This window comes from Parasphingorhabdus sp. NYA22, from assembly GCF_976973735.1.
Window position 1 is genome coordinate 1,430,839 of sequence record NZ_OZ333477.1, and the last position, 23,812, is coordinate 1,454,650.

Genomic DNA, 23,812 nt, shown 5'->3' on the forward strand with positions numbered 1-23,812 from the left:
AGGGCCATATTTTGTAATTTTAATGTCTCACCTTTGAAGGAAACTCACCAGCTTATAGCTGGTAGAAGGCTTCAGCCGTTATTGTTTGCTCAGCACTATCCTCCAGAAAATGACCGGCTCGCAGGCGAAGTCATTTTCTGGAGGATAGTGCTTATGCCATATTCACGCGGGAGCCACACGGCTTTTCATCACCGTTATCATATTGTCTGGGCACCAAAATACCGCTTCAAGGTGCTGCATGGGGAGGTCCGCCTGCGGGTGCGGGAGATCATCCGGCAGGTCTGCAGCGAACTGGGCGTGAAGATCATCCATGGCGTTCTGTCACGCGATCATGTGCATATGATCATGTGCATATGTTTGTCGAGATCCCGCCCCATATTGCAGTCAGCGACTTCGTGCGCCGGGCAAAGGGACGCTCATCGCGCAAGATACAGCAGGAGTTCGAGCATATCCGCAAACGCTACTGGGGCCAGCGCTTCTGGCAACGAGGCTATTTCTCGACCACCTCAGGCAATATCACCGACGGCGCGGTCCCTAAAGATCGCGCCGTCACCTTTGAGGATGTTGCCTGCGGGCGTAGCCCGCAGGCAACATCCTCAAAGGTGAGTTCTTATCCTGATTGACGGCGCTTTTTCACCTAGATTGTCGCGCGACACGTCCTGGCGTTCATGCATTGAACGCTTGGTCGTGTCCCTGCCGGGGACGTGAGCCGGGCCATTCCGCGATGCCGGTTGCACCGTGCTTTAGCGAAGTGCGTAACCTACATTGGAAGGCCCCTCCCGCGAAGCTCCATCATGCAGCGGCTCATGCTGACTGCGAAGACGACCCTGCTTCCCGGTATACACTTTCATGATCAGCCAACACGCTTACGGCGTGCAATTAAAATAAAGGACTTGCATTATGACCCTCGATTAGACGACCGGCGTCAGCCGGTTAGTGGTTCAGTAAAGGCATTTATCGTTTTGGTAGTGGGTTAATATCCGATGCCAGGTCTGGGTCTTGGCCTTTGATATCATCTCATGCGTCTTCGACATCTCCTGCAGATCATTGATGCCAGCTGCCAGAGAATCAACGTAGCGCTGGGTGGCTCCAATTTGCAGCATGTGCAGGATCACTTGGGCATCTTTGGAATCGTTCTTGTCCCAGCCATTGTGCAGCGCTTCACGCGTGCGGGCCAATGCGGCCGAAGAGATCAGGAGCAGCTCGAAACCTGCGCTCAACAAGCCGTGTGCCAATGTCCGATGATAGTTGCCTGTAGCCTCAAAGCCGACTACAATCGGGCGACGTTGTCAATGACACTTTAAAAATCCCCACTTGTGACAAAGTGAAAATCCCCACTTTTGCGGTGGAGCGTTTTCAGCTTGTTTGATGCATGGCACCTCCATTTTTGGGTGGCCGCCCGCGCCGCTTCGGTGCCTCCGGCGCTGGCGGCGAGAGGTTTGCGGTGGAGCGGACATGTTCGGGCAGAAGGTCGGTGTGGCGGCGCAGGCGGTAACTTGAGCCGTCGATCTGGATGACGATGGCGTGATGCAAAAGGCGATCCAGGAGCGCCGTGGCGACGACCGGGCTGCCGAAGATTTCCCCCCATTCTGCAAAACCGCGATTGGAGGTGAGGATCATCGCGCTCTTTTCGTAGCGTGCGTTCACGAGCTGGAAGAAGAGATTGCCGCCACCGGGAATGACGGGAAGGTAACCGATTTCGTCGACGATCAACAACGCGGGTCTGCAGTAGAACCGGATCTTTTCACGCAGTGTTCCTTCACGTTCGGCCTTGGCTAACGCCCCCAGCAAGTCGGCCAACGGGATGAAGTAAACGCTTTTTCCAGCCTTCACTGCCTCGATGCCAATAGCGGTCGCCAGGTGGCTCTTGCCCGTCCCCGGCGGCCCAAGAAGATGGACGACCTCTGCGCGCTCGACAAAGGACAGCTGGGCGAGCGCCTGGATCCTGGCCTTGTCGAGCGATGGCTGGAAGCTGAAGTCGAACCCGGCGAGCGTTTTGAACGTGGTCAGCCGTCCCATCACGAGCGCCGTCTTGATCCGTCGGTTCTCGCGGAACGTCAGCTCCTCGACCAGCAGTTGTTCGATCGTCTCCATCGCGGTGATTTCACCGCGATCAAGCCGCGCTGTGCACTCATCAACCACTTCGATGGCCCGCGGCATCTTGAGGCCAACCATGCACGTCTTGATCCGGTCAAGCAGCGGTGCGGCGGGTTCTGGAAGCAGGCTGTTCATGCCGCTTCTCCCGATGCTGCAAGACGCTTGCCAATGGCGGCGTAGATATCGAGCGGTCTGCATGTGACGAGGTCGCCGTGTATCGCGGGCGGCGTAGAGATGTCGCATTTGCGATTGGGCCTTCTGTGTCCGCTCAGCACCGAGCGTTGTCGCCGGCCCTCAAGCATCGGATGTCGGGCGATCAGCAGGTCCCCTTCGAAGATCTGGATCTCGTCGGCCAGGCTATGGACCTCAACCATACGCCTGCGCGTGGCGTCGGGGACCGAGTAGTAATTACCCGCAACGCTCACCATCCCCTCATGACTGATCCGCCGTTCAAGCTTCAGAACCGATCCGAACGGGATCAGCGGCAAGCTCTGCAATGTCGCTCGTTCTTCGGCGAAGGCTTCGTTGACAACCCGCCCCGTCGTTGCATGGACCCGCGGGTTGGCGACATCGCCAAGCCAGCGTGACAGCTGCGCGTTCAGGTCATCAATGTCACGGAAGACGGTTCCCAGGAAGAAGTCCTCGCGGATATAACGGAACGGTCGCTCGACCTTGCCTTTTGTCTCGGGCCTGTACGGCCGACACGCCTTGGGCAAAAAGCCATAGTGGCCCGCCAGGTCGCCAAGCGCCCGGTTGTAGACGACACGGCCCTCCTCATCCTCGCCAATGACCGCAGTTTTCATCCGGTCATAAAGAATCTCGCGCGGGACCCCGCCGATCGCTTCGAACGCAGCCCTGTGACACGCCAGGACCGTCTGCAGTGTCTGACGGTAAGCAAAGCGGGCCCAGATCAGTCGCGAGAAGCCCAGCACCATCGAGAACAGCCATACGATCTGGACCTTGTCCGGCTTGTCGCTGAAGCGCACCTGGAACTGGGCAAAATCGACCTGCGCCTGATGGCCAGGCGGCGTCTCGAACCGCACCGCGAACCCACGCCCGCCGCCCGGTGGTCGCAGCTCTCGCACAACATCACGCACCGTGCTGTACCCACCTTCATAACCACGCTCGGTGATCTCGCGCATCAGGCGCTGCGCAGTAAGGCCAGGATAGGCATCAAGCCGCTGCTTCAGATATTCGACATGGCCATCGATCAACCGCTTTCTTGGCTGTCTTGGTCCGTAAGTCGGAATGCCGACATCCATGGCGAGATATTTTCGGACGGTCTTGCGGTCGATACCCAGTTGGCGGGCGATCATCGAGATCTTCAGTCCCTGACGGTGTAAGTCCAAAATCATAATCAAATCCCCAAAATTCTTCATTGCAGCCGCACCTCCTCGCAGGAGATACTTGCCAGAAATTTCCATTTTCATGCTGTCCGGGGCGCGCCCCGGACAGCATGAAACCAAAAGAAGTGGGGAATATTCAATTGTCACAACTGGGGCAGATTACTCTGTCATCGACAGACGTATTGCAGAGAGGTCGTCGGCTAGGCGGTCGTAGTCTGTCTTGGTAGCCATCACGGTCATGCGCCTGCGCCTTCCGCCCTCCGGGCGTTCGATCAACACCTCTTGGCGATGCTTTGACATATCAATGGCTACCAGAACGGCACTATCGGGGGTAGGATTAAGCTTGGTCATGATCGGTTAGTCTCCAAAATGTTGAGTCGATAACTTCATTTTAGAGACCTGCTGACCGATTGTGGCCACCTTGATGAAGCCTGCGGACGCTACGCGCCCGCAGGCTTCATCAAGGCAATACGGCCCTTCCAGTAAATGCTTCCCAATGTGCTATGGCATCCAGTTCACCCTCCCGCCGCGCTACGCTGACGGCCCGACCGCCACCTACATGACCCACATGTTCGACATGCGCTGCGAAGAAAACGGGATCGAGCACCGCCCCACCAAAATCAAGCATCCATGGACCAACGGGCAGGTCGAACGGATGAACCGGACGATCAAGGAGACCGCCGTCAAACGGTATCATTATGACAGCCATGCCCAGCTGACCGCGCATCTCAACGACTTCATTGACGCCTACAATTATGGTCGGCGGCTGAAGACCCTCAAGAGACTCACACCCTTCGAATACATCTGCAAAATGTGGACAACTGAACCAAACAGATTTACACTTAATCCAACTCATCAAATGCCTAGACTAAACACCTAGCTTCAAATCAAGGTATCAAAATTCATATTTGGTATTCTCGACCACCCAATTCATCGAAGATATGACAGGTCATTCTAACATTGCGGTTAGCGTTCGTGGGAGCTTTTCCAAAAAGAAAGAACGCTCCTGAGAGCTGCGACAAAGGCCAATGGCTGATCGAGCATCAGGTGGTGGCGGGCTTCCGGTATGGCTATTATCGGGATGTCGTTTCCACCCATCTCGCGGATGTAATCGGCAGAATCCTGTGAGAAGAGCAGACTGTTACCGCCGTGCACGATTGCTTTGCGGCCCGGCGCTTGCACCAGCCGCTTACCCATGTTCAGCCACTCCTCGGGCCTATTGCTCCGCCGGAAAACCTCTGGTGAGAATTTCCACGTCCAACTGCCTCTTTTATGCTTCAGCGAATGATACGCAATATAATCTAGCAGGAATGGCTCCTCGGCGGGCTGAGGCGGCGATAGGATGTAGCGCGCACGCGCTGCTTCATAGCTGGGATAGCGCTTGTTGGGCTTGTCCGGATTCCCTGATCCCGGGCTCGACCGATCGTTCTTCCAGTATTTTTCAAGCAATTCAGGGCGCATGATCATAAGGTCGCATACGACCACTCCAGCAAAGGCGTCGGGCGACTGGGTCACGGCTGTCAGCGCGGCACCCGAACCGAAGCTGTGCGCGATGATCGTTGGCTTTTGGCCATCCGCAAACATGTTCAGGGCCTCGGCAACCTCGGTGAATTCCCTCCCGCGGGCCGCCGTGTCAGCTGCCCCCCGCATTTCGCTGTCCCCCATACCCGCCAAATCGAATGCCACGACATCATATTCTTCCGCGAAGAACGGCGCAATAAAAGCGAAGCAGCGGGCATGGGCGAGGAAGCCATGTGTCATTAGCAATTTGGGCTTATCGGGGCTGCCCCAGCGGAGATAGTGCACCTTGGCACCGGAAATCTCTACATAAGCTTCTTCGCGCGGCACGTTCAGTGCTGCTATGAACCATTCGGGCAGGTGCGAACCGTCCCCGGCCCACAAGGAATCGATGTCAGTCGGAAGGTTGTTTACAGGGGTCATTTCATTCATTGCGCGAAAGGTTCCTTGTTGGTGAGTTTTTAGGTGGCGAATCCGCGATAGGCATTTTGCGCTACGTCGTCGCATACGGCGGCATAGCCAACCACGCTTGGGAAATTGATAAGCTGGCGCTTCTTGCTCGGGATGTTTGCGCCCATGTACCAGGAGTCCGCTTCGGGAAAGAGTGTCATCGCGCCAGCTTGGGCGACTATTTCGGTCCAGGTCGTCTCGGCCTGCGGTTCGGCATCGAAGAGCTTGATCCCGCCTTGCCTCAGCCATATCAGAAAGTCGCAAATCCAGTCGCCTTGTATCTCAGCGCTCGTTGGGCCGTTCGCAAAACCTGATGGGCTCAGGGGACCGTAAGAAAACAGCATATTGGGAAAGCCCGTCACGGACATGCCCAGATAGGCGCGCAAGCCATCGTTCCAGGCCTGTGCCAAACCGAGCCCGCCCAGCCCGGTTATATTCATGTCGATCAGTCCGCCGCGTCCGGCATCGAAGCCTGTTGCAAAGACGAGCAGATCGCAGTCAAACGCCCCATCCTGAGTTTCGATACGGTCCGCGCTGATCCGGACGATCGGCGTTTCCTTCAGATCGACGAGCGCGACATTTTCCTGCGCAAAAATCTCGTAATAATTCTGTTCCAGCGATGGCCGCTTGGTGCCGAAGGGGTGGGGCGGCTCGGCAGGAGCAAGTTTTTCCGCAAGCGCCGGATCGACGATCCGCTCCCGGACTTTGTCGCGCCAGAAATCATAAGCGTAGCGGTTTGCTTCGCGGTTGGTGAGCATATCCGCAAAATTGTGATACCAAAATTTTAGACCGCCGCGCTGCCAGAGATGCTCGAAATGTGCGGTGCGCTCCTCATCGCTAACCTCAAGTGCCGATTTTTCCAGCGACTGGTATTCAAAACCCCCGCTGGTCTGCTTGCGTTGTTCGAAAATGGCCGGATACCCCTGCTTTTCGCACACCTGCCCTTCCTCGGTCATTGTCTCCTGCCGCATGGGAAGGGCCAGGATCGGCGTCCTCTGAAACAGTGTCAGCCGGTCTGCTGATTTTGCTGCCTCCTGTGCCACCTGCACACCGCTGGCGCCGGTGCCGATCAGGCAAATCTTGCGGCCGGTTAGATCGATCCCGTCCTGCGGCCAGCGCGCAGTATGACACCAGTCGCCCGAGAAAGTGTCGAGGCCCGGAATATCGGGCACGTAAGGTTTCGATGCGAAGCCGAGCGCAGGGAGAAGAAACCGCGCTGTTACCGTATCTCCGCCGTCCAACTGAAGACGCCAGAGCGAGGCCTCTTGGGTGAAGCGCGCGCTTTCGACCCTCGTGCCCAAGCGCATTTGCGGCCACAGATCGAAGGTATCGCAGACATGGCGGAAATAGGCCCGGAGCTCTTTCCAGCCGGGGAAGCGCTCAGTCCACGACCATGTCCGCCAGACTTCGGGAAGAGAGAATTCGTAAAGCGGAACCTGCGAATCGACCCGCGCGCCCGGATAGCGGTTCCAGTACCAGATGCCGCCGGGCTGGGCGGCAGCATCGACCAGCAGGACATTGAACCCGGCCTCGCGCAGTTTGTGAAGCAGGTAGATGCCGCTGAAACCGGCACCGACGATCACCGCGTCATAGTCTGGCGTGGTCTTGCCGCTCACGCTGCCACCCTGCTGCCTTCCGCAATTTTCTTTGCCGCTGCGTAATCCGCCTTTCCGTTCGAGGCGCGCAGAGGCGTGTCGGTAGGATGGATCGACTTGGGCGTCTTATATCCTGCCAGCTGTTCGCGGACGTGGTCCTTTACAGTTTGCTCATCGAATTCGCCCTGTTTATCGAGATGGACCACGGCGGTTACCGCCTGACCCCATTTCTCGTGCGGTACCCCGACGACCAGCGCATCGGCGATCGCGGGGTGGGTCTTCAGCACCTCTTCGACTTCTTCGGGATAGACCTTTTCACCGGCGGTGTTGATGCACACGCTGCCCCGGCCGAGCAGGGTCAGGCTGCCATCGGTCTCCACGCGGCACCAGTCGCCCGGTATCGAGTAACGCACACCGTCGATTGTCTTGAAAGTCTTGGCCGACTTTTCAGGATCTTTGTAATAACCGAGCGGGATCGCACCCTTGCGCGCGATAAAGCCAGGTACGCCGCTGCCCGGCTCAATCTTCTGGTCGTTCTCGTCGAACACGTCGCAGAATTCGCCAATGCCGAATTTGGCGGTGTTGGTGCCGCCTTGCGCGGTGGTGACCGAAAGGCCGTAGCCGAGGCCTTCGGAAGCGCCGAAACTGTCCATCAGGATGACTTGAGGAATGTGCTTGCAAAGACCGGCCTTGACCTCCTTGCTCCACATCACGCCGGACGAGATGATCGACACGAGGCTGCTGGTATCCCAGCGGCCGGGATGTTCGTCGAGGGCGCGAAGCATCGGCTTGGCGAAAGCGTCACCCACGATTGCGATACTCTCGACCTTGTGTTTCTCGACCGTCTCCCACAACTCTTCGGCATCGAATGACGGGTCGGAGAGTGTAACGATTGCACCGCCCGACATCAGCGCGCCGATCCCGGTGATAAAGCCTGTGCCGTGCATCAGCGGGCAGGAGGGGAGGGTGCGGCGTCCCGCCCCCTGGCTCTTGATCAGCGCGACGTTTTCTTCGTGCGACTGCGGCACCGGGCCGAGCAGCTTTTGCGCATCGAGCTGAGCCTTGCGCATGTCGTCGTGCCGCCACATCACGCCCTTGGGCATGCCGGTGGTGCCGCCGGTATAGATGAACAGCAGATCGCCTGGTGAGCGCTCGATGCCTAGAGGCGAACCGTCTCCCTGCGTCGTGAGATGTTCATAGGGAACGGCGAAAGGGGCGATTTCCGACGCATCACCAATCTCGACGAAAGTGTGGACCTTCTCAAGCCGGTCCTTCAGCTCAAGGATATAGTCGCGAAATTCGGAGCTGTAGACGATCACCTCGCTGTCGGAATCGTCGAAGATGTAGAATACTTCTTCGGGCACGTAGCGATAATTGATGTTCACATGCGTGAGCCGACCCTTGAAGCAGGCCGCCATCAGCTCGCCGTATTCGGGACGGTTTCGCATGTAGAACGCCACCTTCGCCCCGTCGACGGCACCGCGTTCCCGCAGGTTGCGCGCGAGATTGTTCGAACGGACTGACATTTCCGGCCATGTGATGATCCGGTCGCCATGGATCAGCGCGGGCGCATCCTTCGGCATGGCCGGTTCGATAGCATCAAGAATGTCGCCAAGGTTCCAGTCGATCACGTTTCCATCTCATCTCTTGGCGGGGCGCCGCTTGTCTCGCGGCGTCCCCGCAGCTACTTAAATCACGCTGCCCGGGTCCACCCCTGCCGCGCTGCTGCTTCGGCTCTCACCGCTTCGGGGCCGCCAAGAACCTGGCGATCGAAACCGATCCGCTTGAACCAATAATGGAGCCCAAGCAGGTCGGTGAAGCCCATCCCGCCATGCACTTCGGTGGAAGTGCGCGCGACGAAGCGATACACCTCGCCGGTATGCGATTTCGCGTGACACGCGGCGAGCGTGGCTTCATCCGACGCTGCGTCGAAAGCATGCGCTGCGTACCAAATCAGGGAGCGGCATGGTTCGTGACGGGCTGCCATTTCCGCGCACATATGCTTGACCGCCTGAAAGCTGCCAATGATCCGCCCAAATTGTTCGCGCTGTCCGGCATAATCGACCGCCTTCTCAATCATGGCCTGACCCGCGCCGAGGCTGTCAGCGGCCAGGATCACCCGGCCCGCATCGCGCAGCCGTGCCGCAGTCGCTCCGCCATCGTCGGCCAGTGGTTCGGCCGCAACGGTCTCGAACCGCATTTCCCCTACGCTGCGGGTGCGGTCGGTCGTCGTCAGCGGGATTTTCTCCAGCCCCGGTGCATCGGCGGGGACGAAGTGCATCCGCCCGGCGGTATCGGCCACCAGAAAGGCCTCGGCGCCGGTGAAATCGAGCGCGAACAATGCCGTTCCGTTCAGCTTTCCGCCGTTGCAGGACACGCCCGCCCCGTCGCGCACCTCAATAGTCTCGGCAATGGCAACGGCGATCTGCGCTTTGCCGCTGGCGATCTGAGGCAACCACTCAGCCTGCTGCTGCTCGTTGCCGGCTTGCGCCAGCGCGATGGGTGCAAGCACATGGCTGGCGAGAAACGGCACCGGAGCGACCGCATAGGCAAGCTGTTCGGCCACAACAGCTGCATCTAGCAAGGTCATACCGAGGCCGCCATGCTGTTCGGGAACCATCATTCCTGTGATGCCCAGTTCGCTCAGTGCAGACTGCACCTTTTCGCTGTAAGAAGCTTCGCCTTCGGCGCACTCACGCACATGGTCGAGCGGGCAGGTGTCGGCGAGGCATCGCGCGACTGTATCGCGCAGCATCTGCTGGTCTTGCGACAGTCCGAAATCCATCAGGCGGCTCCCTTTTTCTGGCGGGCCGCGACGGCGGCGCCCTGTTCGGCCGGCGCAGGTTTGGCCAGCTTAGGTTCGCGCGGCATATCGAGACCGCGTTCGGCGATGATGTTCTTCTGGATCTGCGCGGTACCTCCACCGATGATAAGGCCCAGCTGGAACATGTAGTTCCACTGCCACGCGCCTCCTTCGCGCTCGCGATTGCTACCGTGATAAAGGATGCCGATCTCGCCCATGGCGTCGATCGCCAGAGCCGATATCTGATGCGCCAGTTCGCAGCTTTGCAGCTTGACAATCAGCTTGGCCATGCCGCCGGGTTCGCCCTTCAGATTGTCCGAAAGGATACGCATTCCGTTGTATTTCATCGCTGCAACTTCGGCCTGAAGCGCCGCCAACCGGTCGCGCAGCACGGCATTGTCGATCGCGCGGCCTTGGCCGACGCGTTCTTTCTGCATTAGCTTGACCAGTGCCTGAAATCGGTTTTCCAGCGCATCGGGATCGCCCAGCATGCCGCGTTCGTGACCCAGTGTCGCATTGGCGACGAACCAGCCTTGACCACGCTGGCCGACGATCTGGTCCATCGGCACCCGCACGTCGGTGAAGAACGTCTCGTTAAATTCGGCGTGACCGGTCATGGTCTTGAGCGGACGCACATCAATCCCCGGCGTATCCATCGAGAAGATAAGGTAGGAAATCCCGCCATGCTTGGGCGCGTCAGCTTCGGTCCTGACCAGGCAGAAGATCATGTCCGCCTGCTTGGCCGTGCTGGTCCAGATCTTCTGGCCGTTGATCACGAATTCGCCGTTTTCGATCCGCGCGCTGGTTTTCAGGCTGGCAAGGTCCGATCCCGCGCCGGGCTCGGAATAGCCCTGGCACCATACGACCTCGCCTTTCAGCGTCGGCGCGACCCACTGGCGTTTCTGTGCCTCGGTTCCCAGTTCCAGCAGTGTAGGGACCAGCATCGATATGCCTTGGTTGGCAAGTCCGCCGGGAATGCCGGCGCGCGCGAATTCCTCGGCGATGATTCGCGATTTGAGAATGTCGGGCTCGGCCCCGTAACCCCCGTATTCCGTGGGGATCGTGCGGGCGGTATAGCCATGTTCGATCAGCAGTTTTTGCCACTCGACCGCCTCGGGACAGGGGCGGGCGGCCCGGCCCTGCCCGGCTGGCGCACGATTCCCGTACGTCTTTAGGAATTGTCGCACTTCCTCGCGGAAAGCGTCATATTCGGGTCCATATTCGAGATCCATTTCGTGCTTATCCTTCGTGGGGCAGGTTCGTATCGGGGCGGAAAACCGGCAGGCGGAAATCCGCGCCGATCAGTTCGAAATCGAGCGTTACCGGAAGGTCCAGCTCTAGCTTGTCGCGGTCGCAATCGATCAGACGCGTGGCCATGCGGACGCCTTCTTCCAGTTCCACCACCGCCGAGACGAACGGAATGTCAGCGGCAAAGGCAGGGTGCAGAGCCTGATGTGTGACCGTCCAGGAAAACAGCGTACCTTTTCCGCTGCTTTGCTCCCAAGAAAAGTCTGGCGAGCCGCATTTTGCGCACATGTAGCGCGGCAGGTGGCGGAAGGTGCCACATTCGCCGCAGCGCTGGAAATAGAGATTGCCGTCCTGGCAACGGTTCCAGAATTCCTGTTCCACCGGATCCTGCGGGCGCGGTTGCGGCTTTGGCGGCGCCTTCTGCGCCGAGGCACGCATTTTGGGCGGAAGATTCTTCTCGTCGCTCATGCAAACCTCCTCAGGATAGCGATACTGCCATCGCCCAAGTCGCCCCAGCCGGTGACCAGTCCGGTCTGCGCGCCTTCGACCTGGCGTTCGCCGCAATCGTGGCGCAGTTGACGCACCGCCTCGACCACGTGGTTGAGGCCCCAGACATGCGCTTCGCTCAGCAGGCCGCCATGGGTGTTGACCGGATAGCGCCCGCCCAGCTCGATCTGCCCGTCGGCGACAAATTCACCCTGTCCGCCCGGCTCGCAATAACCCAGCGCTTCCAGCTGTAGCAGGACGACATAGGTAAAACAGTCGTAGATCTGCAGGAAATCCATGTCCTCGCGGCGAACGCCCGCCATGTCGAAGGCGCGCGGGGCGGCATAGCTGAGGCCGATTTTGAACGGATCGGGCCGGGAAGGGATGTCGTCGGCCGGATAGGGATGTCCCTCGGCTGCGCCCGCAATGCTGACAGGGACATGCGGCATGTCTTTTGCCCGGTCCATCCGCGACACGACGACCGCGCAGGCTCCGTCGGTTTCCAGGCAGCAATCGTAAAGGCGGAAAGGTTCGGAAATCAACCGTGCCGAGTGATAGGTTTCCGCGTCCAGCTCGCGCCCATAGGTAAAGGCCTGCGGATTCATCTGCGCATGGCGGCGGCAGGCCAGCGCGACGGCCGCCATTGCGTCAGGCCCGACGCCGTAAAGCTTTGAATGGCGGGTCGCGAGCCAGGCATACATTTGCACCGGCAAAAACACGCCATAGGGACTGTAATAGCCTTTGACCGTGTTGGTCAGCGTGTTCATGTTCATCGGCCGCGTCGGCGGCGCACCTGGCTTGGGCCTGAGCGCTGAATATCCGTTCCAGCCCAGCGTTATGAGCACATGGTCGCACAGGCCGCTGGCGATCGCCATTGCCGCGTTTTGCAGCGCCGTAGTCGGGCTGGCCCCGCCCATATGCACTGTGGCGGCATAGCGCAGCACATCGATACCCAGATTGGCGGCCATTTCCTCTGACGTCGTATAGATCGGCGGCGGCACCATGCCATCGATATCGGAAGGTTTCAGCCCGGCATCCGCGATGGCGCGGCGCGATGCTTCCAGCATCATGTCCACTGCGGTGCGTTCGGTGCCTTTGACGAAAGCGGTTTCGCCAACGCCAGTGATAGCGGACCTGTCGCTGAAGCTTAGGGCGGCGGGACCGTTCATGCCTGCAGCTCGCCTTGCCGGCGCGCCTGAAACTCACGCTCCAGTCGCTGTGAAAGATCACGCACGCCTACATATACTGCCGGGGGCTGGAGGTTCAGATCGCGGCGCACTTCCTCAAGCGGGTGATCGAGGTACCTTTCCCAATAGAAAGTGGTCAGGTCCGCTGCCTTGCGACCCAGTCGCCACGCCTCAAACGCGGCGCGCGCGACGGGGAGCTGCCATTGCTCCGCCAGCAGTTTGGGGATACCGACCGCAACGATGAAGGTGATGCCGTGATTGTAGAATTGTGCATTGCCAAAAGAGAGTACGCACAATTCGCCCAATGCATCGCGGCCATAACCGGTCACCACATGGAACAGATCGTGCGAATCGCGCAGACGTTGGCGATAGCGCGTGACCGCAGGATCGCTGAATTCTGTCATGCCGCTTGCCTCGCTCGCCTCGGCCAGGCCCTGAGCGGTCAGTCCCTCGCCATAGACGAAATCGAGATAAGCGCGGCCAAGCGTCCCCGGCGCGCAGCGCGCCAGGCGCTCCCGGTCGCTGAGCGTGCCGAGCAAATCGGCCCGTTCCGTCAGGATCGTCTGCCCTTGCGGCGAGGCGGCGAAGCGGCGGAAGTTGCGGTAGTAGGAATTGCCCGATAGCGCCTGGACGATGCGAAATACCTGCGAAGTGTCTTCCTTGTCCGCTATCAGCTGGCGCATTGCCGACAAGGCTTCTCCAGGGCGAATGCCGCGGCGCAATTCGTGCCCTTGCGGCAGGTTTGGTGCATCATTCACGACAATACCTCCGTTGCGGTTCACGAGTAGGACTTGGCGGATGAAAGCGCCTCTTCGGCCCCCGTGACGAGATCCTGCATGACCTCGGAGGCGGGACGGATCGCGTGGATCAGTCCGATCCCCTGACCTGCGAAACCGGGAATAACGTCTTTTCGCTCCGCCTTGATGCCGGAGGCCATTACCGGCCCGGAAATCATCGATTGGTACGGCATGGGGAGGGGCTCTTTGTCGGCTGCAGCCCATGCATCGGCCCATCTGTTGCGAATCATGCGCGCAGGCTTGCCGGTAAGCGATCGGCTGACCACCGTGTCGTCCTCGCCGCTTTCGGTGATCGCTTCTTTCTGGAAGTGTTCGATACCCGCTTCCTCGGTCGCGAGGAACGCCGTTCCGATCCATGCGCCCTCGGCGCCAAGCATCATCGCGGCAGCAACGCCGCGGCCATCCGAAATGCCGCCGGCACCGATGACGGGAACGCGATCGCCTACCGCATCGACCACTTGCGGGATGAGCGAGATGGTGCCGATCGGCGAATTGTGACCGCCACCATCGTGACCCTGCGCCACAATCATGTCGATGCCCGAACCGACCACTTGCTCGGCATGTTTAACCTTGCCGATCACCGCCATGACCTTGGTGCCATTGGCATGCAGGCGGTCCACCCACGGTTCGGGATTGCCAAGACCCGCAGCATAGACGGACACTTTTTCCTCGATCACCACTTCCATCTGTGCTTCAAAGAACTCCTTCGAGAAGAGCTGAGGCCCGCCTTTCCCCATTTCGGCGGCGCCAGCCGCCCGCATGGCCGCCTCAGTATCAACTTGAGGAAGGCCTTCGCGGTCCATGAAATCGCGGGTGAACTGCTGGTATTCGCCCAGCAGTTCCATCGGATTTTCGGGTGCGCCACCGTTCTGCGGTGCGGATCCGCGCGTGACCGAGGCGGGCAGCAGCGTATCGACGCCGAAGGGCTTGTCGGTCAGCTCGCGGGTCTGACGAATCCAGTCGCGCAGCTGTTCAGGCGAACACGCCGCCGCACCCAGCACGCCCAACCCGCCCGCATTCGATACCGCCGCGGCCAGCGCCGGAACGCTTGCACCGCCCATGCCGGCCAGCAGGATCGGATATTCGATTCCCAGCATTCCGCAAATTCGGCTTTTCAGCGCCATTTTCTCTTCCTCTCCGCATCGATGCCTTTTGGAACGCTTCAATTGGTTACAACTGCTAAATTTGCCCCCATTTGACCCGTTGGGACACCAGTTCCGGGCTGCGTTCCGCAAGATAGGATGCCGAGCCCGAGACGAGGCGGCTCATCGCCTGCCGCGCAGCTGCCTGGTCGCCAGTGCGCACCGATTCGAGAACGCGGCGCAAAAATCGTAGTTGGACCGCTCGCTCTTGTGCCGAATACCCCAGCGAGTTCGAGAATTCGCGGGTCAGCAAATGCATCGTCGAGGTTAGCAAGCCAAAGAGCGGATTGCCGCTTGCCCAGCCAAGCAGGTCGTGAAAACGGCGGTTCAGTTCCTCGAAATTATTGTCGGCTTCATTGCGCTCCAGTTCTTTGAAGCAATCGGCAAGTGCACTCAGGTCGCCCGTGGTCGCGCGCAGCGCGGCATAGGCGGCGACATCGGGCGCAATCGCCTCGCGCAGTTCCAGCAATCCGCGCAGGTCCGCTTCCATGAAATGGAGGATCAGCGACAGGCTATTGGCGAAATCACCAGTCTGCGGGCGTGCCACCACCGGCCCGCCTCCGCGCCCCAGTTGCAGGTGGATCACGCCCTGGAGTTCTAGGAAGCGCAAGGCTTCGCGTAAGGTCGCACGGGCAACCTCGTAGCGCGCCAGCATCTCGTCCTCGTGCGGCAGCCGGTCCCCAGGAGAATGCGCCCCCGCCTCGATGTCGCGCACGATGTTCTGGGCGAGCGATAAGGCGCGCTTGGTTTTCTTCACTGTTTCGACCTGCGGCTGCATCGTTGCCCCTTGGCTAAAGTCGTATAACATTTAAAAGCGTTCAATGCCCGCTGTCAATGGCCTTTTAACGATAGGGCGGGGTAAAAAGTAGAAAATATTATAAGCTTTCTTGACAAGAATCGGTTAGACCATTATTTTTGTAAGATTAGGGCAGGATTGCTTGCGGGAGAGGAAGACAGGATATGAATACCCAGGTCATGGAAATGGATACTGCAGACAAGATCGCCGCGATTCCGATTGAAGAGATCGACGTTGCCCGGCCAAGCCTGTTCCAGAACGATACCATCGGATTGTTCTTTGATCGGCTGCGCAAGGAAGATCCGGTTCATTACTGCCGCGACAGCTATGTCGGCCCTTATTGGTCGATCACCAAGTTCGACGACATCATGGCGGTCGATACCAACCACAAGGTGTTCTCGTCCGAGGCGAAGCTTGGCGGTATCGCGATTCAGGACATGCATTCGGTTGAGGGTGCGCTTGACCTGGAAATGTTCATTGCCATGGATCCACCCAAGCACGATCAGCAGCGAAAGGCTGTGACGCCCTCGGTCGCGCCGTCCAACTTGCAGCTGCTGGAACCGATCATTCGCCAACGTGCCGCCAAGATTCTCGACGACCTGCCGGTCGGTGAGGAGATTGACTGGGTCGACAAGGTTTCGATCGAATTGACCACTATGACGCTCGCGACGCTGTTCGACTTTCCCTGGGAAGAACGGCGCAAGCTCACCCGCTGGTCGGACATCACAACGGCTGCGCCGGAAACTGGCATCGTCGAATCCTACGAGGCGAGGCGCGAAGAGCTCATCGAGTGCGCAATGTATTTCAAGGGGCTGTGGGAACAGCGCGTCAATGAGGAGCCAAAGAACGACCTGATCTCCATTATGGCGCACTCCCCGGCGACAAGGGACATGCCCTTCCTGGAATTTCTGGGTAACCTTCTGCTGCTCATCGTGGGCGGCAACGACACGACCCGCAATTCGATCAGCGGAGGCGTGCTGGCTCTTAATGAGAACCCAGACGAATATCAAAAGTTGAATAATGATCCTTCGCTTATTGGCAGCATGGTGCCGGAAATCATCCGGTGGCAGACGCCGCTGACCCATATGCGCCGCACTGCGCTCCAAGATTGGGAGATCGGCGGCAAACAGATTAAAAAGGGCGACAAGGTCGTGATGTGGTATCTCTCCGGCAACCGCGACGGCAGCGTCATCGACCGAGCGGACGAATTCATTATCGACCGCAAAAATCCGCGCCATCACCTCTCTTTTGGCTATGGAATTCATCGCTGCATGGGCAACCGCCTCGCCGAACTGCAACTGCGTATCATCTGGGAAGAGATTCACAAGCGTTTCTCAAGGGTCGAAGTGACAGGCGAGCCTGAGCGCCTGTATTCAAATCTGGTGCGGGGAATCACCAATCTGCCGGTGCGTTTGCATGCCCGCTGATTGTCCGAACCAAATATTGCGGAGATAGAAATGGTAAAGGTAACGTTCGTCGCGAGCGGCGGAGAGCGCCGGGAAGTCGAGATCGACAAAGGCGAAACCGCGCGCGAAGCGGCATTGTTCAACGACGTGCCGGGTATCGACGGCGATTGCGGAGGCGTTTGCGCCTGCGCGACCTGTCACGTCCATGTCGACCCCGAATGGATCGACAAGGTCGGTCGGCTGCAGGAAGACGGGATGGAAGCCGAGCTGCTGCAGTTCGCCGAAGGCACTACAGAATACAGCCGCCTCGCGTGCCAGATTCCGATGAAGCCGATGCTGGATGGCCTAGTGCTTCACGTGCCCGAACAGCAATATTGATCCATCGAGATAGGTCTCGCAATCCTCGCCCAATCGATGGAGAAGCAACCCTGATCCTCAGATGGAGACCATGATGGCGACCCAGCTGAAAGAGAACACCCACGCGGACGACGACGCGTTTCGCACAGAAGTACACGAATTTCTTAGCGAAAAATTACCGGAAGAACTCAAGAGCAAGGTCAACCTTGCTAGCAGGCCTGAAAATTCCGACAAACGAAACGCCTCTCCATACAAAATGGCGTGAGTCATATCGGTGCTCGGGGCTGGGCACGCCCACTGGGCCCAAGGCATATGAGGCAGTGGCAGGCTGCTGCCGAGATGCTCGATTTGGCGCAGGCATTGTTCGACAGCACGCTTGACTACCTGAAGCAGCACGTGCGGTTCAACCAGATGCTCGCCACCTTCTTAGCGCTTCAGTACCGCGCTGAGCTTTCGCCTGCCGCTAGCTGCGCGAGGAAGGCTAGCTAAGCGGCATGTGCGCACGCAACTCTCGCGCCCACGATCCGAGCGGTAGTCTCATCCGCCCAATCATTTTTCGCAGGTGCTGAGACTGTCCGTCGAACAGCACAGTGGAGGTATAAATGCATTCGGGCCTACTTCTTTCGTAAGCGAGTTCGGCGCCGACCTGCTGCCAACCTCTGCCTTCCTCTCCGATCAGCGAGTCGGAACCAAGTTCGACATCGTCAAAGAATACTTCTGCGAAATGTTCGTCCCCGGTCAGATCGTAGATGGGGAGTGTAACATCGGGTGACTGGTGAGACATTCACTTCATGGCGTTATAGCCTTTCCCGAAGAGCTTCGTAAGGTGTTTTTCCATTAAACGCGCCATGCGGTCTGTGGAAGTTGTAAAACTGCTCCCATTGATCGAGTTTTGCCATCAGATCGACATCTCCTTTATAGCTTAGCAGCTGGTAAAATTCCTGCTGGTCAGAGCGGTGAGATCGTTCCACCTTGCCATTCAGTTGTGGTGTGCCGCGTTTGATATAGGCATGTCGGATACCCAGATCTTCGACGTGCCAATGGAACTTGGCCTGGAACTCGTGGCCGTTGTCGGTTCTGATTTCTCTGATACGGAACGGGAACTTGTTGATAATGTGATCGACGAAGTCGATCGCGTTGGCTTGTGTATGTTTTCTGTAGACCTTCAATGCCCTTACCCGCGTTGCATCATCGATTGCCGTATATTGGAAGCGGCGTATCTTCTCGCCCTTCTTTCCGATAAAAGTCAGGAACTTAACATCCATCTGGATATGGTGACCCGGGACCTGTTTGTTGTAGCGCTTGGTGTGAACCTTACGGAGGCGGGTTCCGCGCGGGAGCCGATTTAGGCCATTGCGTTTGAGGATCCGATATATCGTGGCGTCGGATAGTTTTATGCCATGGTAGCGCGCCAGATACCACATGATCCGTTCGGGTCCGAGGTGGTATTTGCGGCGCAGATGAAGAACCTTCTCGGCAACCTCAGGCGGTGTCTGGTTGGGTGGATTTTTAGGAATTGTTTTGGCATTGACCAGCCCAGCTTCACCGCCGCGCTCATAAGCGCGCTTCCATCTGTAAAAGCTGGCCCGGCCAATGCCAAAATAGCGGCAGGTCTTAGCGACATGCCCTATCTTCTCTGCGTGCTGCAATATCCGTAATTTGCGCTGTACTTCGCGCTCGTCTTCCTTGGTCATAGATACATCTCCTTCCTGCTTCAGGAATTTACAGAAGATGTCTCACGAGTCCCTACATATCTACATTCAGCAAGGTTGCCGTATAGGTTTGGGCGATAGAGGCGGAGGCCATCGGATCGCGCTCGAATGCCGTGAAATCTTCCTCCCACTTCTCGCCCCAACTGGCGACGAGAACAGGCTCGATCGCGTCAAACGGCAGGGGCTCGACCCGTTCCTGAAGACTGGCCAAGGCGTCTATCCACTCGTCAGAGAACACATCGCCGCGCGTTGCGAGAAGTTGGCCGAGTTTCACACCGATCGGGCCAATATCGCGCAGCAAGGCAACCATTGATTTCGGTCGCAAGTGCTCTGGACTGACATCTTCTTCCGGAAAAGGTGCAATTCCAAGGGCATTACCCAGATTCATTGCACCGTGACGGGCAAAAATTCGACCGAGTTCCGCCAATCGCGAAAGGTCGCCTATGAGTTTTTCCGAATCTCCGGGCATCTGGCTCAGTCCGTTGCGTCCGGGAGTTTTTCAAGGTTCTTGGATATCCGATCATCGTCAGTGATTATCTCCCGACGGTCTTTCGATTCGCGCACTTGGAGTTCATAGATGGCCATGGGATTGCTTTAGCCAACTTGGTATGAAACACCAAACAAATATAATAAAGTGCTTTACGATCTGTCGGGCTATCTCTAACTCACCCGTTAAATGAATCGGGTTCGATAGAGTGAGCGGACAAATGAAGGATATTTCCGAAGCTGTAGAGGGCGACAATGCACCGGCTGCGGGATCGCGTTCCAACAGGAAACTACGCCTGTTCATCCTCGCGGCGGTGATCGTGGCCGTTCTTGCAGGTGCCTGGTGGTATTATCGTTATGTTACCTACGGGCAATACATGCAGTCAACAGACAATGCCTACGTTGCAGCGGACAGTGTGGTGGTCTCTTCCAAGGTGGCCGGATACGTCGATGCGGTGCTGGTTTCGGAAAACCAACAGGTTGCCCGCGGCGAAGCACTGGTCCAGCTCGACCTGCGTGATTACCGCGCCCAAGCCGCTCAGGCACGCGCCCAGATCGCGGCCACGGTGGCCGGTGCCGACACGATCCGCTCGCAGGTGAGCGAACAGAACGCCGCGATCCGCCAGGCGCGCGCGCAATTGGCCGTCGCGCGCGCGACGCTAGACCTTGCCAACAAACAGGTGAACCGCTATCGCCCGCTCGCCGCCAGCGGGGCGGAACCGCGCGAAAAACTCGACCAGTACGTGACACAAGCGCAGCAGGCTCGGGCCGAACTTGCCTCCGCGCAGGCTGCGGTCGCGGCCGCCACAGGGCGCCGCGCCACGTTGTTTGAGCAGATCGAGCAGACCCGGGCACAGGCCGATGCTGCTCGCGCGCAGCTCGATGTTGCCGACCTCAATGTCTCTTCGACCCGGCTGGAAGCGAGCAGGGCAGGGCGCATTGGTGACCTGTCGGTCCGGGTCGGGCAGTTCGTCCAGCCCGGCCAGCGGCTCATGACTCTGGTGCCGGTGAGCCAGATCTACGTTACCGCCAATTTCAAGGAAACGCAGGTCGGTCTCGTGCGACCGGGTCAGCCGGTCAGACTCGAAGTGGATGCATTGCCAGATGGCAAGATTGCTGGAACGGTGGACAGCATCTCGCCCGGAACCGGGGCCGAATTTTCGATTTTGCCACCAGAAAACGCGACCGGGAACTTCACCAAGATCGTCCAGCGTATCCCGGTCCGCATATCCATCGACGCAGCACCCGAAGTGCGCCGCCTGCTCGTGCCCGGCATGTCGGTCGTCGCTACCATCGACACCCGCGGTGCCGTCGGCGAACTCGAAGAGATTTCGAGCGCTGCCGAATGACCGAGGCAGCGCCTGCCCAAGCTGGCCCGACCGGTGCTCCAACCAAGCCGCAGAATGCCGACGTCACTGCCTGGGTCGCGGTGGTGGCGGGCGCGCTCGGCGCTATGCTGGCGACCTTGGACATCTCAATCGTCAATTCCGCGCTTCCCGTCATTCAGGGCGAAATCGGGGCGACCGGTACCGAGGGCACCTGGATCGCTACCTCCTTTCTCGTCGCCGAGATTGTCGTCATCCCGCTCAGCGCCTGGCTGGAGCGCCTGTTTGGCTTGCGTACGCTGCTCATCATCGCCGTGACTGCGTTTACAGGCTTCTCGATACTATGCGGGATCGCGACCGATCTGACGACTATGATTATCGGTCGTACAGGTCAGGGATTTATGGGCGGCGTACTGATTCCGACTGCGATGACGATCGTGGCGAAGCGGCTGCCTCCCCACCAGCAACCCATCGGTATGGCGCTGTTCGGCATGACCGTCGTCTTAGGTCCGGTCATGGGGCCGCTGATCGGCGGATGGTTGACTGAGAATCTTAGTTGGCACTACGCCTTCTTTGTCAATGTCCCGGTCTGCGCGACCCTCCTCTTGCTCCTATTCGTAGGTTTGCCACACGAAAAGCCGAACTGGGAATATCTGACCCAGGCAGACTGGGCCGGTATCCTTGGCATGATTCTCGGGCTTGGTGGACTGACGGTCGTGCTGGAGGAAGGCCACCGCGAGGAATGGTTCGATTCCTCTCTCATCCGATGGCTTACCCTGATCACTGTAATCGGGTTCGCGTCCCTCATCTACGGTCAATTGTACGCCTCCAAACCCGTTCTTAAACTCCGGCTACTCTTAAGTCGGCAATTCGGGAGCGTCGCTGTGATGGCGCTCGCGTTGGGGATGGTGATGTATGGCTCGATCTACGTTATCCCACAGTTCCTGGCGATTATATCTGATTACAACGCCTTCCAGACCGGGCTGGTAATCTTCTGGATGGGTGTGCCGGCGTTCCTGTTGATGCCGGTTCTACCCTTCATGATCCGTCGCGTTGATATCCGCATCGCAGTAGGGGCTGGTATGCTCTTGATGGCCCTTAGCTGTTTTGTGAGCACCAGCCTTACAGCCGAATCCGGTGGCGCAGTGTTTACCGAAAGCCAGCTAATACGCGGGGTGGGTATGATCCTGGCGATGATGTTCCTCAACCAGGCGACTGTTGCCTCGGTGGCGAAGGACGAAGCCGGCGATGCTTCGGGCATCTTCAATGCCGCGCGCAATCTGGGGGGGTCATTCGCATTAGCGGGCCTCGCCTCGTTCCAGGACCAGCGCACCTGGCATCACAGCCGCCGGATGGAAGAAACTCTGAATGCAAACAGCGTCTCGCTGCAGAGCTACCTGGATTCGCTGGCGCGGACCTTCGGCGGTATGGATGAAGCAATGGCCGTGCTGGACCGGACCATCCAACGTGAAGCCTTTGTTATGACCTATAACGACGTGTTCTTCGTGATGGGTCTGTTGACGGTGATAACGGTGCCGCTTGTCGTGTTCCTCAAGCCGCTGCCCAAGAACGTTTCCCTCTCGATGCACTGATACCGACATGATCCGAAAATCAATTCCTTTTCTTCTTATTGCCGCCACTCTGGCAGGATGCACCGCCGGCCCAGACTATGCGGGGCCGCCCGAGTTGGCTGCCGCCGGCGGAGCCGGGGGTTTCATCCGGGCCGGCGACAAGGTGAGCAGCACAGTGCCGGAACTCGCCGAGTGGTGGATTCTACTCGACGATCCCGGACTCGATCGACTGATCGAGGCGGCGCTCGCCGATAATCCTTCGCTGGAGGCGGTGGGTGCGCGCATCGCGCAGTCCCGCGCATCCCTCGCGCAGGAAAGCGCAGGCCGCCTGCCATCGCTTGGCACCCAAGCAACGGTCGTGCAGGGCCGTCTGCCGGGTTTAGACATTCAGGGCGGTCCGCCACTTCCTCCAGGGACGCCCGGAATGCCGCCAGAAGAGGAAGACGATACCATCAGTTTTTATAATGCCGGCCTCAACGCCAATTGGGAGATCGATTTTGGTGGCGGGACCGGGCGGCGGATCGAGGCAGCCAATGCACAGTTGGCCGCTGCCGTAGCGAATGCCGAGGATGCGCGAGTCCAGCTAACTGCAGACGTCGCCAACGCCTATGTGAACCTGCGCGAGGCACAGCAGCGGGTCGTGCGGTACCGCCTGCAAAGCGAGTTGCAGGAGCAGATACTCGTTCTGACCTATCAGCGTTATCAGCAAGGTACCCTACCGCTGTTTCCGGTCGGAAATGCTAATGCAGAACTGGAGTTGCTCAAGTCGCAACTGGCCGAGGCCGAAGCAGATGAGGCCGTGTTGCTCGATGCGCTCGCCGTTCTGACCGGGCGCGCTCCGGGAGCGCCTTCTCTCGAAGTTGCACCGATTGGCGAGATCCCCCTGCCGCCCGAAAGAGTGGCGGTAGGTGATCCCGCTAGTCTCATCGCGCGGCGGCCCGATATCCGCGCCGCTGAACGCACCTTGGCCGCCGCGACGGCGCGGGTCGGTGTGGCCGAGGCTGCGAAGTTTCCGAAACTCTCGTTCATGGGCATCCTCGGGCTGGGGGGAACCTCGCCGGAAGATATCTTCGACGTAGGCGAGTTTTCTGCCATTGCGATTCCGCGCCTGCAATGGAATTTCCTTGATTTCGGAAGGGTCGACGCGTCGATCGACCGGGCAGGTGCGGCTCGCCGCGAGGCTGCTGCAAATTACCGGCAGACCGTGCTTGCAGCTTTGCAGGATGCCGAGCGCGCCTTAGCCCGTTTCGCGCAGCAGCGCGCTGCGCTGGCGGCTTTGATCCAGGTCAAGCGACATGCCGATAAATCGGCGGATCTCAACCGGCAGCGCTTTGAGTCGGGGGCGATCTCGCGCATCGATCTCAACCGGACTTTGCGCGAGCAGGAGAAGGCCAATACGGACTTGGCCCGGGGCAGAGCTGCCCTTACTCTTGCGTGGATTGCGGTGCAAAAATCGCTCGGCCTGGGATGGCAGGCGCCATCCTAGATGC

General features: G+C 58.9%; 20 protein-coding genes and 4 pseudogenes. 8 read left to right on the forward strand and 16 right to left on the reverse strand.

From position 1 onward, the window contains the following. Positions 1 to 153: 153 nt before the first annotated feature. Positions 154 to 563, forward strand: a pseudogene (gene tnpA, locus ACWFTY_RS06895) (IS200/IS605 family transposase); the annotation flags it as partial. A gap of 402 nt (positions 564 to 965) precedes the next feature. Here the strand turns inward: tnpA and ACWFTY_RS06900 are convergent. The 4 genes and pseudogenes from ACWFTY_RS06900 to ACWFTY_RS06915 form a co-directional block, all read right to left on the reverse strand. After that, positions 966 to 1,286 (reverse strand): annotated as a pseudogene (locus ACWFTY_RS06900) (IS110 family transposase); the annotation flags it as partial. A gap of 70 nt (positions 1,287 to 1,356) precedes the next feature. Next, positions 1,357 to 2,232, reverse strand: a complete 876-nt coding sequence (istB, locus tag ACWFTY_RS06905; protein WP_335648088.1) for an IS21-like element helper ATPase IstB — start codon at positions 2,230 to 2,232, stop codon at positions 1,357 to 1,359. Then, the gene (gene istA, locus ACWFTY_RS06910; protein ID WP_335648092.1) at positions 2,229 to 3,476 is read right to left on the reverse strand and encodes an IS21 family transposase; all 1,248 of its coding nucleotides are present in this window, start codon (positions 3,474 to 3,476) and stop codon (positions 2,229 to 2,231) included. Before istA ends, istB begins: the two co-directional genes overlap by 4 nt. A 147-nt stretch (positions 3,477 to 3,623) precedes the next feature. Then, a pseudogene (locus tag ACWFTY_RS06915) lies at positions 3,624 to 3,794 on the reverse strand (IS110 family transposase); the annotation flags it as partial. Positions 3,795 to 3,999: 205 nt separating this feature from the next. Between ACWFTY_RS06915 and ACWFTY_RS06920 the strand changes: the two are divergent. Continuing rightward, positions 4,000 to 4,323 (forward strand): annotated as a pseudogene (locus ACWFTY_RS06920) (integrase core domain-containing protein); the annotation flags it as partial. An 86-nt stretch (positions 4,324 to 4,409) separates the two neighbouring features. Here ACWFTY_RS06920 and ACWFTY_RS06925 read toward each other — a convergent pair. The 10 genes from ACWFTY_RS06925 to ACWFTY_RS06970 all read right to left on the reverse strand — a co-directional run bounded on the left by ACWFTY_RS06925 (position 4,410) and on the right by ACWFTY_RS06970 (position 15,447). Further along, the gene (locus ACWFTY_RS06925) at positions 4,410 to 5,393 is read right to left on the reverse strand and encodes an alpha/beta fold hydrolase (protein WP_100092246.1); all 984 of its coding nucleotides are present in this window, start codon (positions 5,391 to 5,393) and stop codon (positions 4,410 to 4,412) included. A 29-nt stretch (positions 5,394 to 5,422) separates the two neighbouring features. Further along, a complete protein-coding gene (locus tag ACWFTY_RS06930; protein WP_335648087.1) occupies positions 5,423 to 7,027 on the reverse strand; it encodes a flavin-containing monooxygenase in 1,605 nt (534 codons plus the stop codon). Next, a complete protein-coding gene (locus ACWFTY_RS06935; protein ID WP_335648086.1) occupies positions 7,024 to 8,637 on the reverse strand; it encodes an acyl-CoA synthetase in 1,614 nt (537 codons plus the stop codon). Before ACWFTY_RS06935 ends, ACWFTY_RS06930 begins: the two co-directional genes overlap by 4 nt. A gap of 62 nt (positions 8,638 to 8,699) precedes the next feature. After that, the gene (locus tag ACWFTY_RS06940) at positions 8,700 to 9,791 is read right to left on the reverse strand and encodes an acyl-CoA dehydrogenase family protein (protein ID WP_335648085.1); all 1,092 of its coding nucleotides are present in this window, start codon (positions 9,789 to 9,791) and stop codon (positions 8,700 to 8,702) included. Continuing rightward, positions 9,791 to 11,041 (reverse strand): acyl-CoA dehydrogenase family protein, encoded by a 1,251-nt coding sequence (locus tag ACWFTY_RS06945; protein ID WP_335648084.1) that lies wholly within the window; start codon positions 11,039 to 11,041, stop codon positions 9,791 to 9,793. Before ACWFTY_RS06945 ends, ACWFTY_RS06940 begins: the two co-directional genes overlap by 1 nt. Positions 11,042 to 11,048: 7 nt before the next feature. Further along, the gene (locus ACWFTY_RS06950; protein WP_100092241.1) at positions 11,049 to 11,525 is read right to left on the reverse strand and encodes a Zn-ribbon domain-containing OB-fold protein; all 477 of its coding nucleotides are present in this window, start codon (positions 11,523 to 11,525) and stop codon (positions 11,049 to 11,051) included. Beyond that, complete coding sequence (locus tag ACWFTY_RS06955) at positions 11,522 to 12,712, reverse strand: thiolase C-terminal domain-containing protein (RefSeq protein WP_100092240.1); 1,191 nt, start codon at positions 12,710 to 12,712, stop codon at positions 11,522 to 11,524. Before ACWFTY_RS06955 ends, ACWFTY_RS06950 begins: the two co-directional genes overlap by 4 nt. Further along, positions 12,709 to 13,488: a Coq4 family protein gene (locus ACWFTY_RS06960; protein ID WP_335648083.1), complete on the reverse strand. Its 780-nt coding sequence runs from the start codon at positions 13,486 to 13,488 to the stop codon at positions 12,709 to 12,711. Before ACWFTY_RS06960 ends, ACWFTY_RS06955 begins: the two co-directional genes overlap by 4 nt. 20 nt (positions 13,489 to 13,508) lie before the next feature. Beyond that, positions 13,509 to 14,651, reverse strand: a complete 1,143-nt coding sequence (locus ACWFTY_RS06965) for an NAD(P)H-dependent flavin oxidoreductase (protein WP_335648082.1) — start codon at positions 14,649 to 14,651, stop codon at positions 13,509 to 13,511. Between the two features lie 55 nt (positions 14,652 to 14,706). Beyond that, positions 14,707 to 15,447 (reverse strand): FadR/GntR family transcriptional regulator, encoded by a 741-nt coding sequence (locus ACWFTY_RS06970; RefSeq protein ID WP_089132090.1) that lies wholly within the window; start codon positions 15,445 to 15,447, stop codon positions 14,707 to 14,709. 182 nt (positions 15,448 to 15,629) lie between these two features. Between ACWFTY_RS06970 and ACWFTY_RS06975 the strand changes: the two genes are divergently transcribed. From ACWFTY_RS06975 to ACWFTY_RS06985, 3 genes are all read left to right on the forward strand, one after another. Continuing rightward, positions 15,630 to 16,892, forward strand: a complete 1,263-nt coding sequence (locus tag ACWFTY_RS06975; RefSeq protein ID WP_335648081.1) for a cytochrome P450 — start codon at positions 15,630 to 15,632, stop codon at positions 16,890 to 16,892. Between the two features lie 30 nt (positions 16,893 to 16,922). Beyond that, the gene (locus tag ACWFTY_RS06980; RefSeq protein ID WP_335648080.1) at positions 16,923 to 17,249 is read left to right on the forward strand and encodes a 2Fe-2S iron-sulfur cluster-binding protein; all 327 of its coding nucleotides are present in this window, start codon (positions 16,923 to 16,925) and stop codon (positions 17,247 to 17,249) included. A gap of 70 nt (positions 17,250 to 17,319) precedes the next feature. Continuing rightward, positions 17,320 to 17,493, forward strand: coding sequence for a hypothetical protein (locus ACWFTY_RS06985; protein ID WP_335648079.1), 174 nt, complete (start codon positions 17,320 to 17,322; stop codon positions 17,491 to 17,493). A gap of 532 nt (positions 17,494 to 18,025) precedes the next feature. Here the strand turns inward: ACWFTY_RS06985 and ACWFTY_RS06990 are convergent. After that, positions 18,026 to 18,922, reverse strand: a complete 897-nt coding sequence (locus ACWFTY_RS06990) for an IS481 family transposase (protein WP_335648078.1) — start codon at positions 18,920 to 18,922, stop codon at positions 18,026 to 18,028. A 52-nt stretch (positions 18,923 to 18,974) separates the two neighbouring features. Beyond that, complete coding sequence (locus ACWFTY_RS06995) at positions 18,975 to 19,409, reverse strand: AarF/UbiB family protein (protein ID WP_447526564.1); 435 nt, start codon at positions 19,407 to 19,409, stop codon at positions 18,975 to 18,977. Between the two features lie 238 nt (positions 19,410 to 19,647). Between ACWFTY_RS06995 and ACWFTY_RS07000 the strand changes: the two genes are divergently transcribed. The 3 genes from ACWFTY_RS07000 to ACWFTY_RS07010 are packed head-to-tail and all read left to right on the forward strand — an operon-like array spanning position 19,648 to position 23,808. Further along, on the forward strand, positions 19,648 to 20,775 hold the full coding sequence (locus ACWFTY_RS07000) for an HlyD family secretion protein (RefSeq protein WP_335648076.1): 1,128 nt from the start codon (positions 19,648 to 19,650) through the stop codon (positions 20,773 to 20,775). Further along, positions 20,772 to 22,343 (forward strand): MDR family MFS transporter, encoded by a 1,572-nt coding sequence (locus ACWFTY_RS07005; RefSeq protein ID WP_100092232.1) that lies wholly within the window; start codon positions 20,772 to 20,774, stop codon positions 22,341 to 22,343. The genes ACWFTY_RS07000 and ACWFTY_RS07005 overlap by 4 nt, the downstream gene beginning before the upstream one ends. Before the next feature lie 7 nt (positions 22,344 to 22,350). Next, complete coding sequence (locus ACWFTY_RS07010) at positions 22,351 to 23,808, forward strand: TolC family protein (RefSeq protein ID WP_335648075.1); 1,458 nt, start codon at positions 22,351 to 22,353, stop codon at positions 23,806 to 23,808. Positions 23,809 to 23,812: the final 4 nt, after the last annotated feature.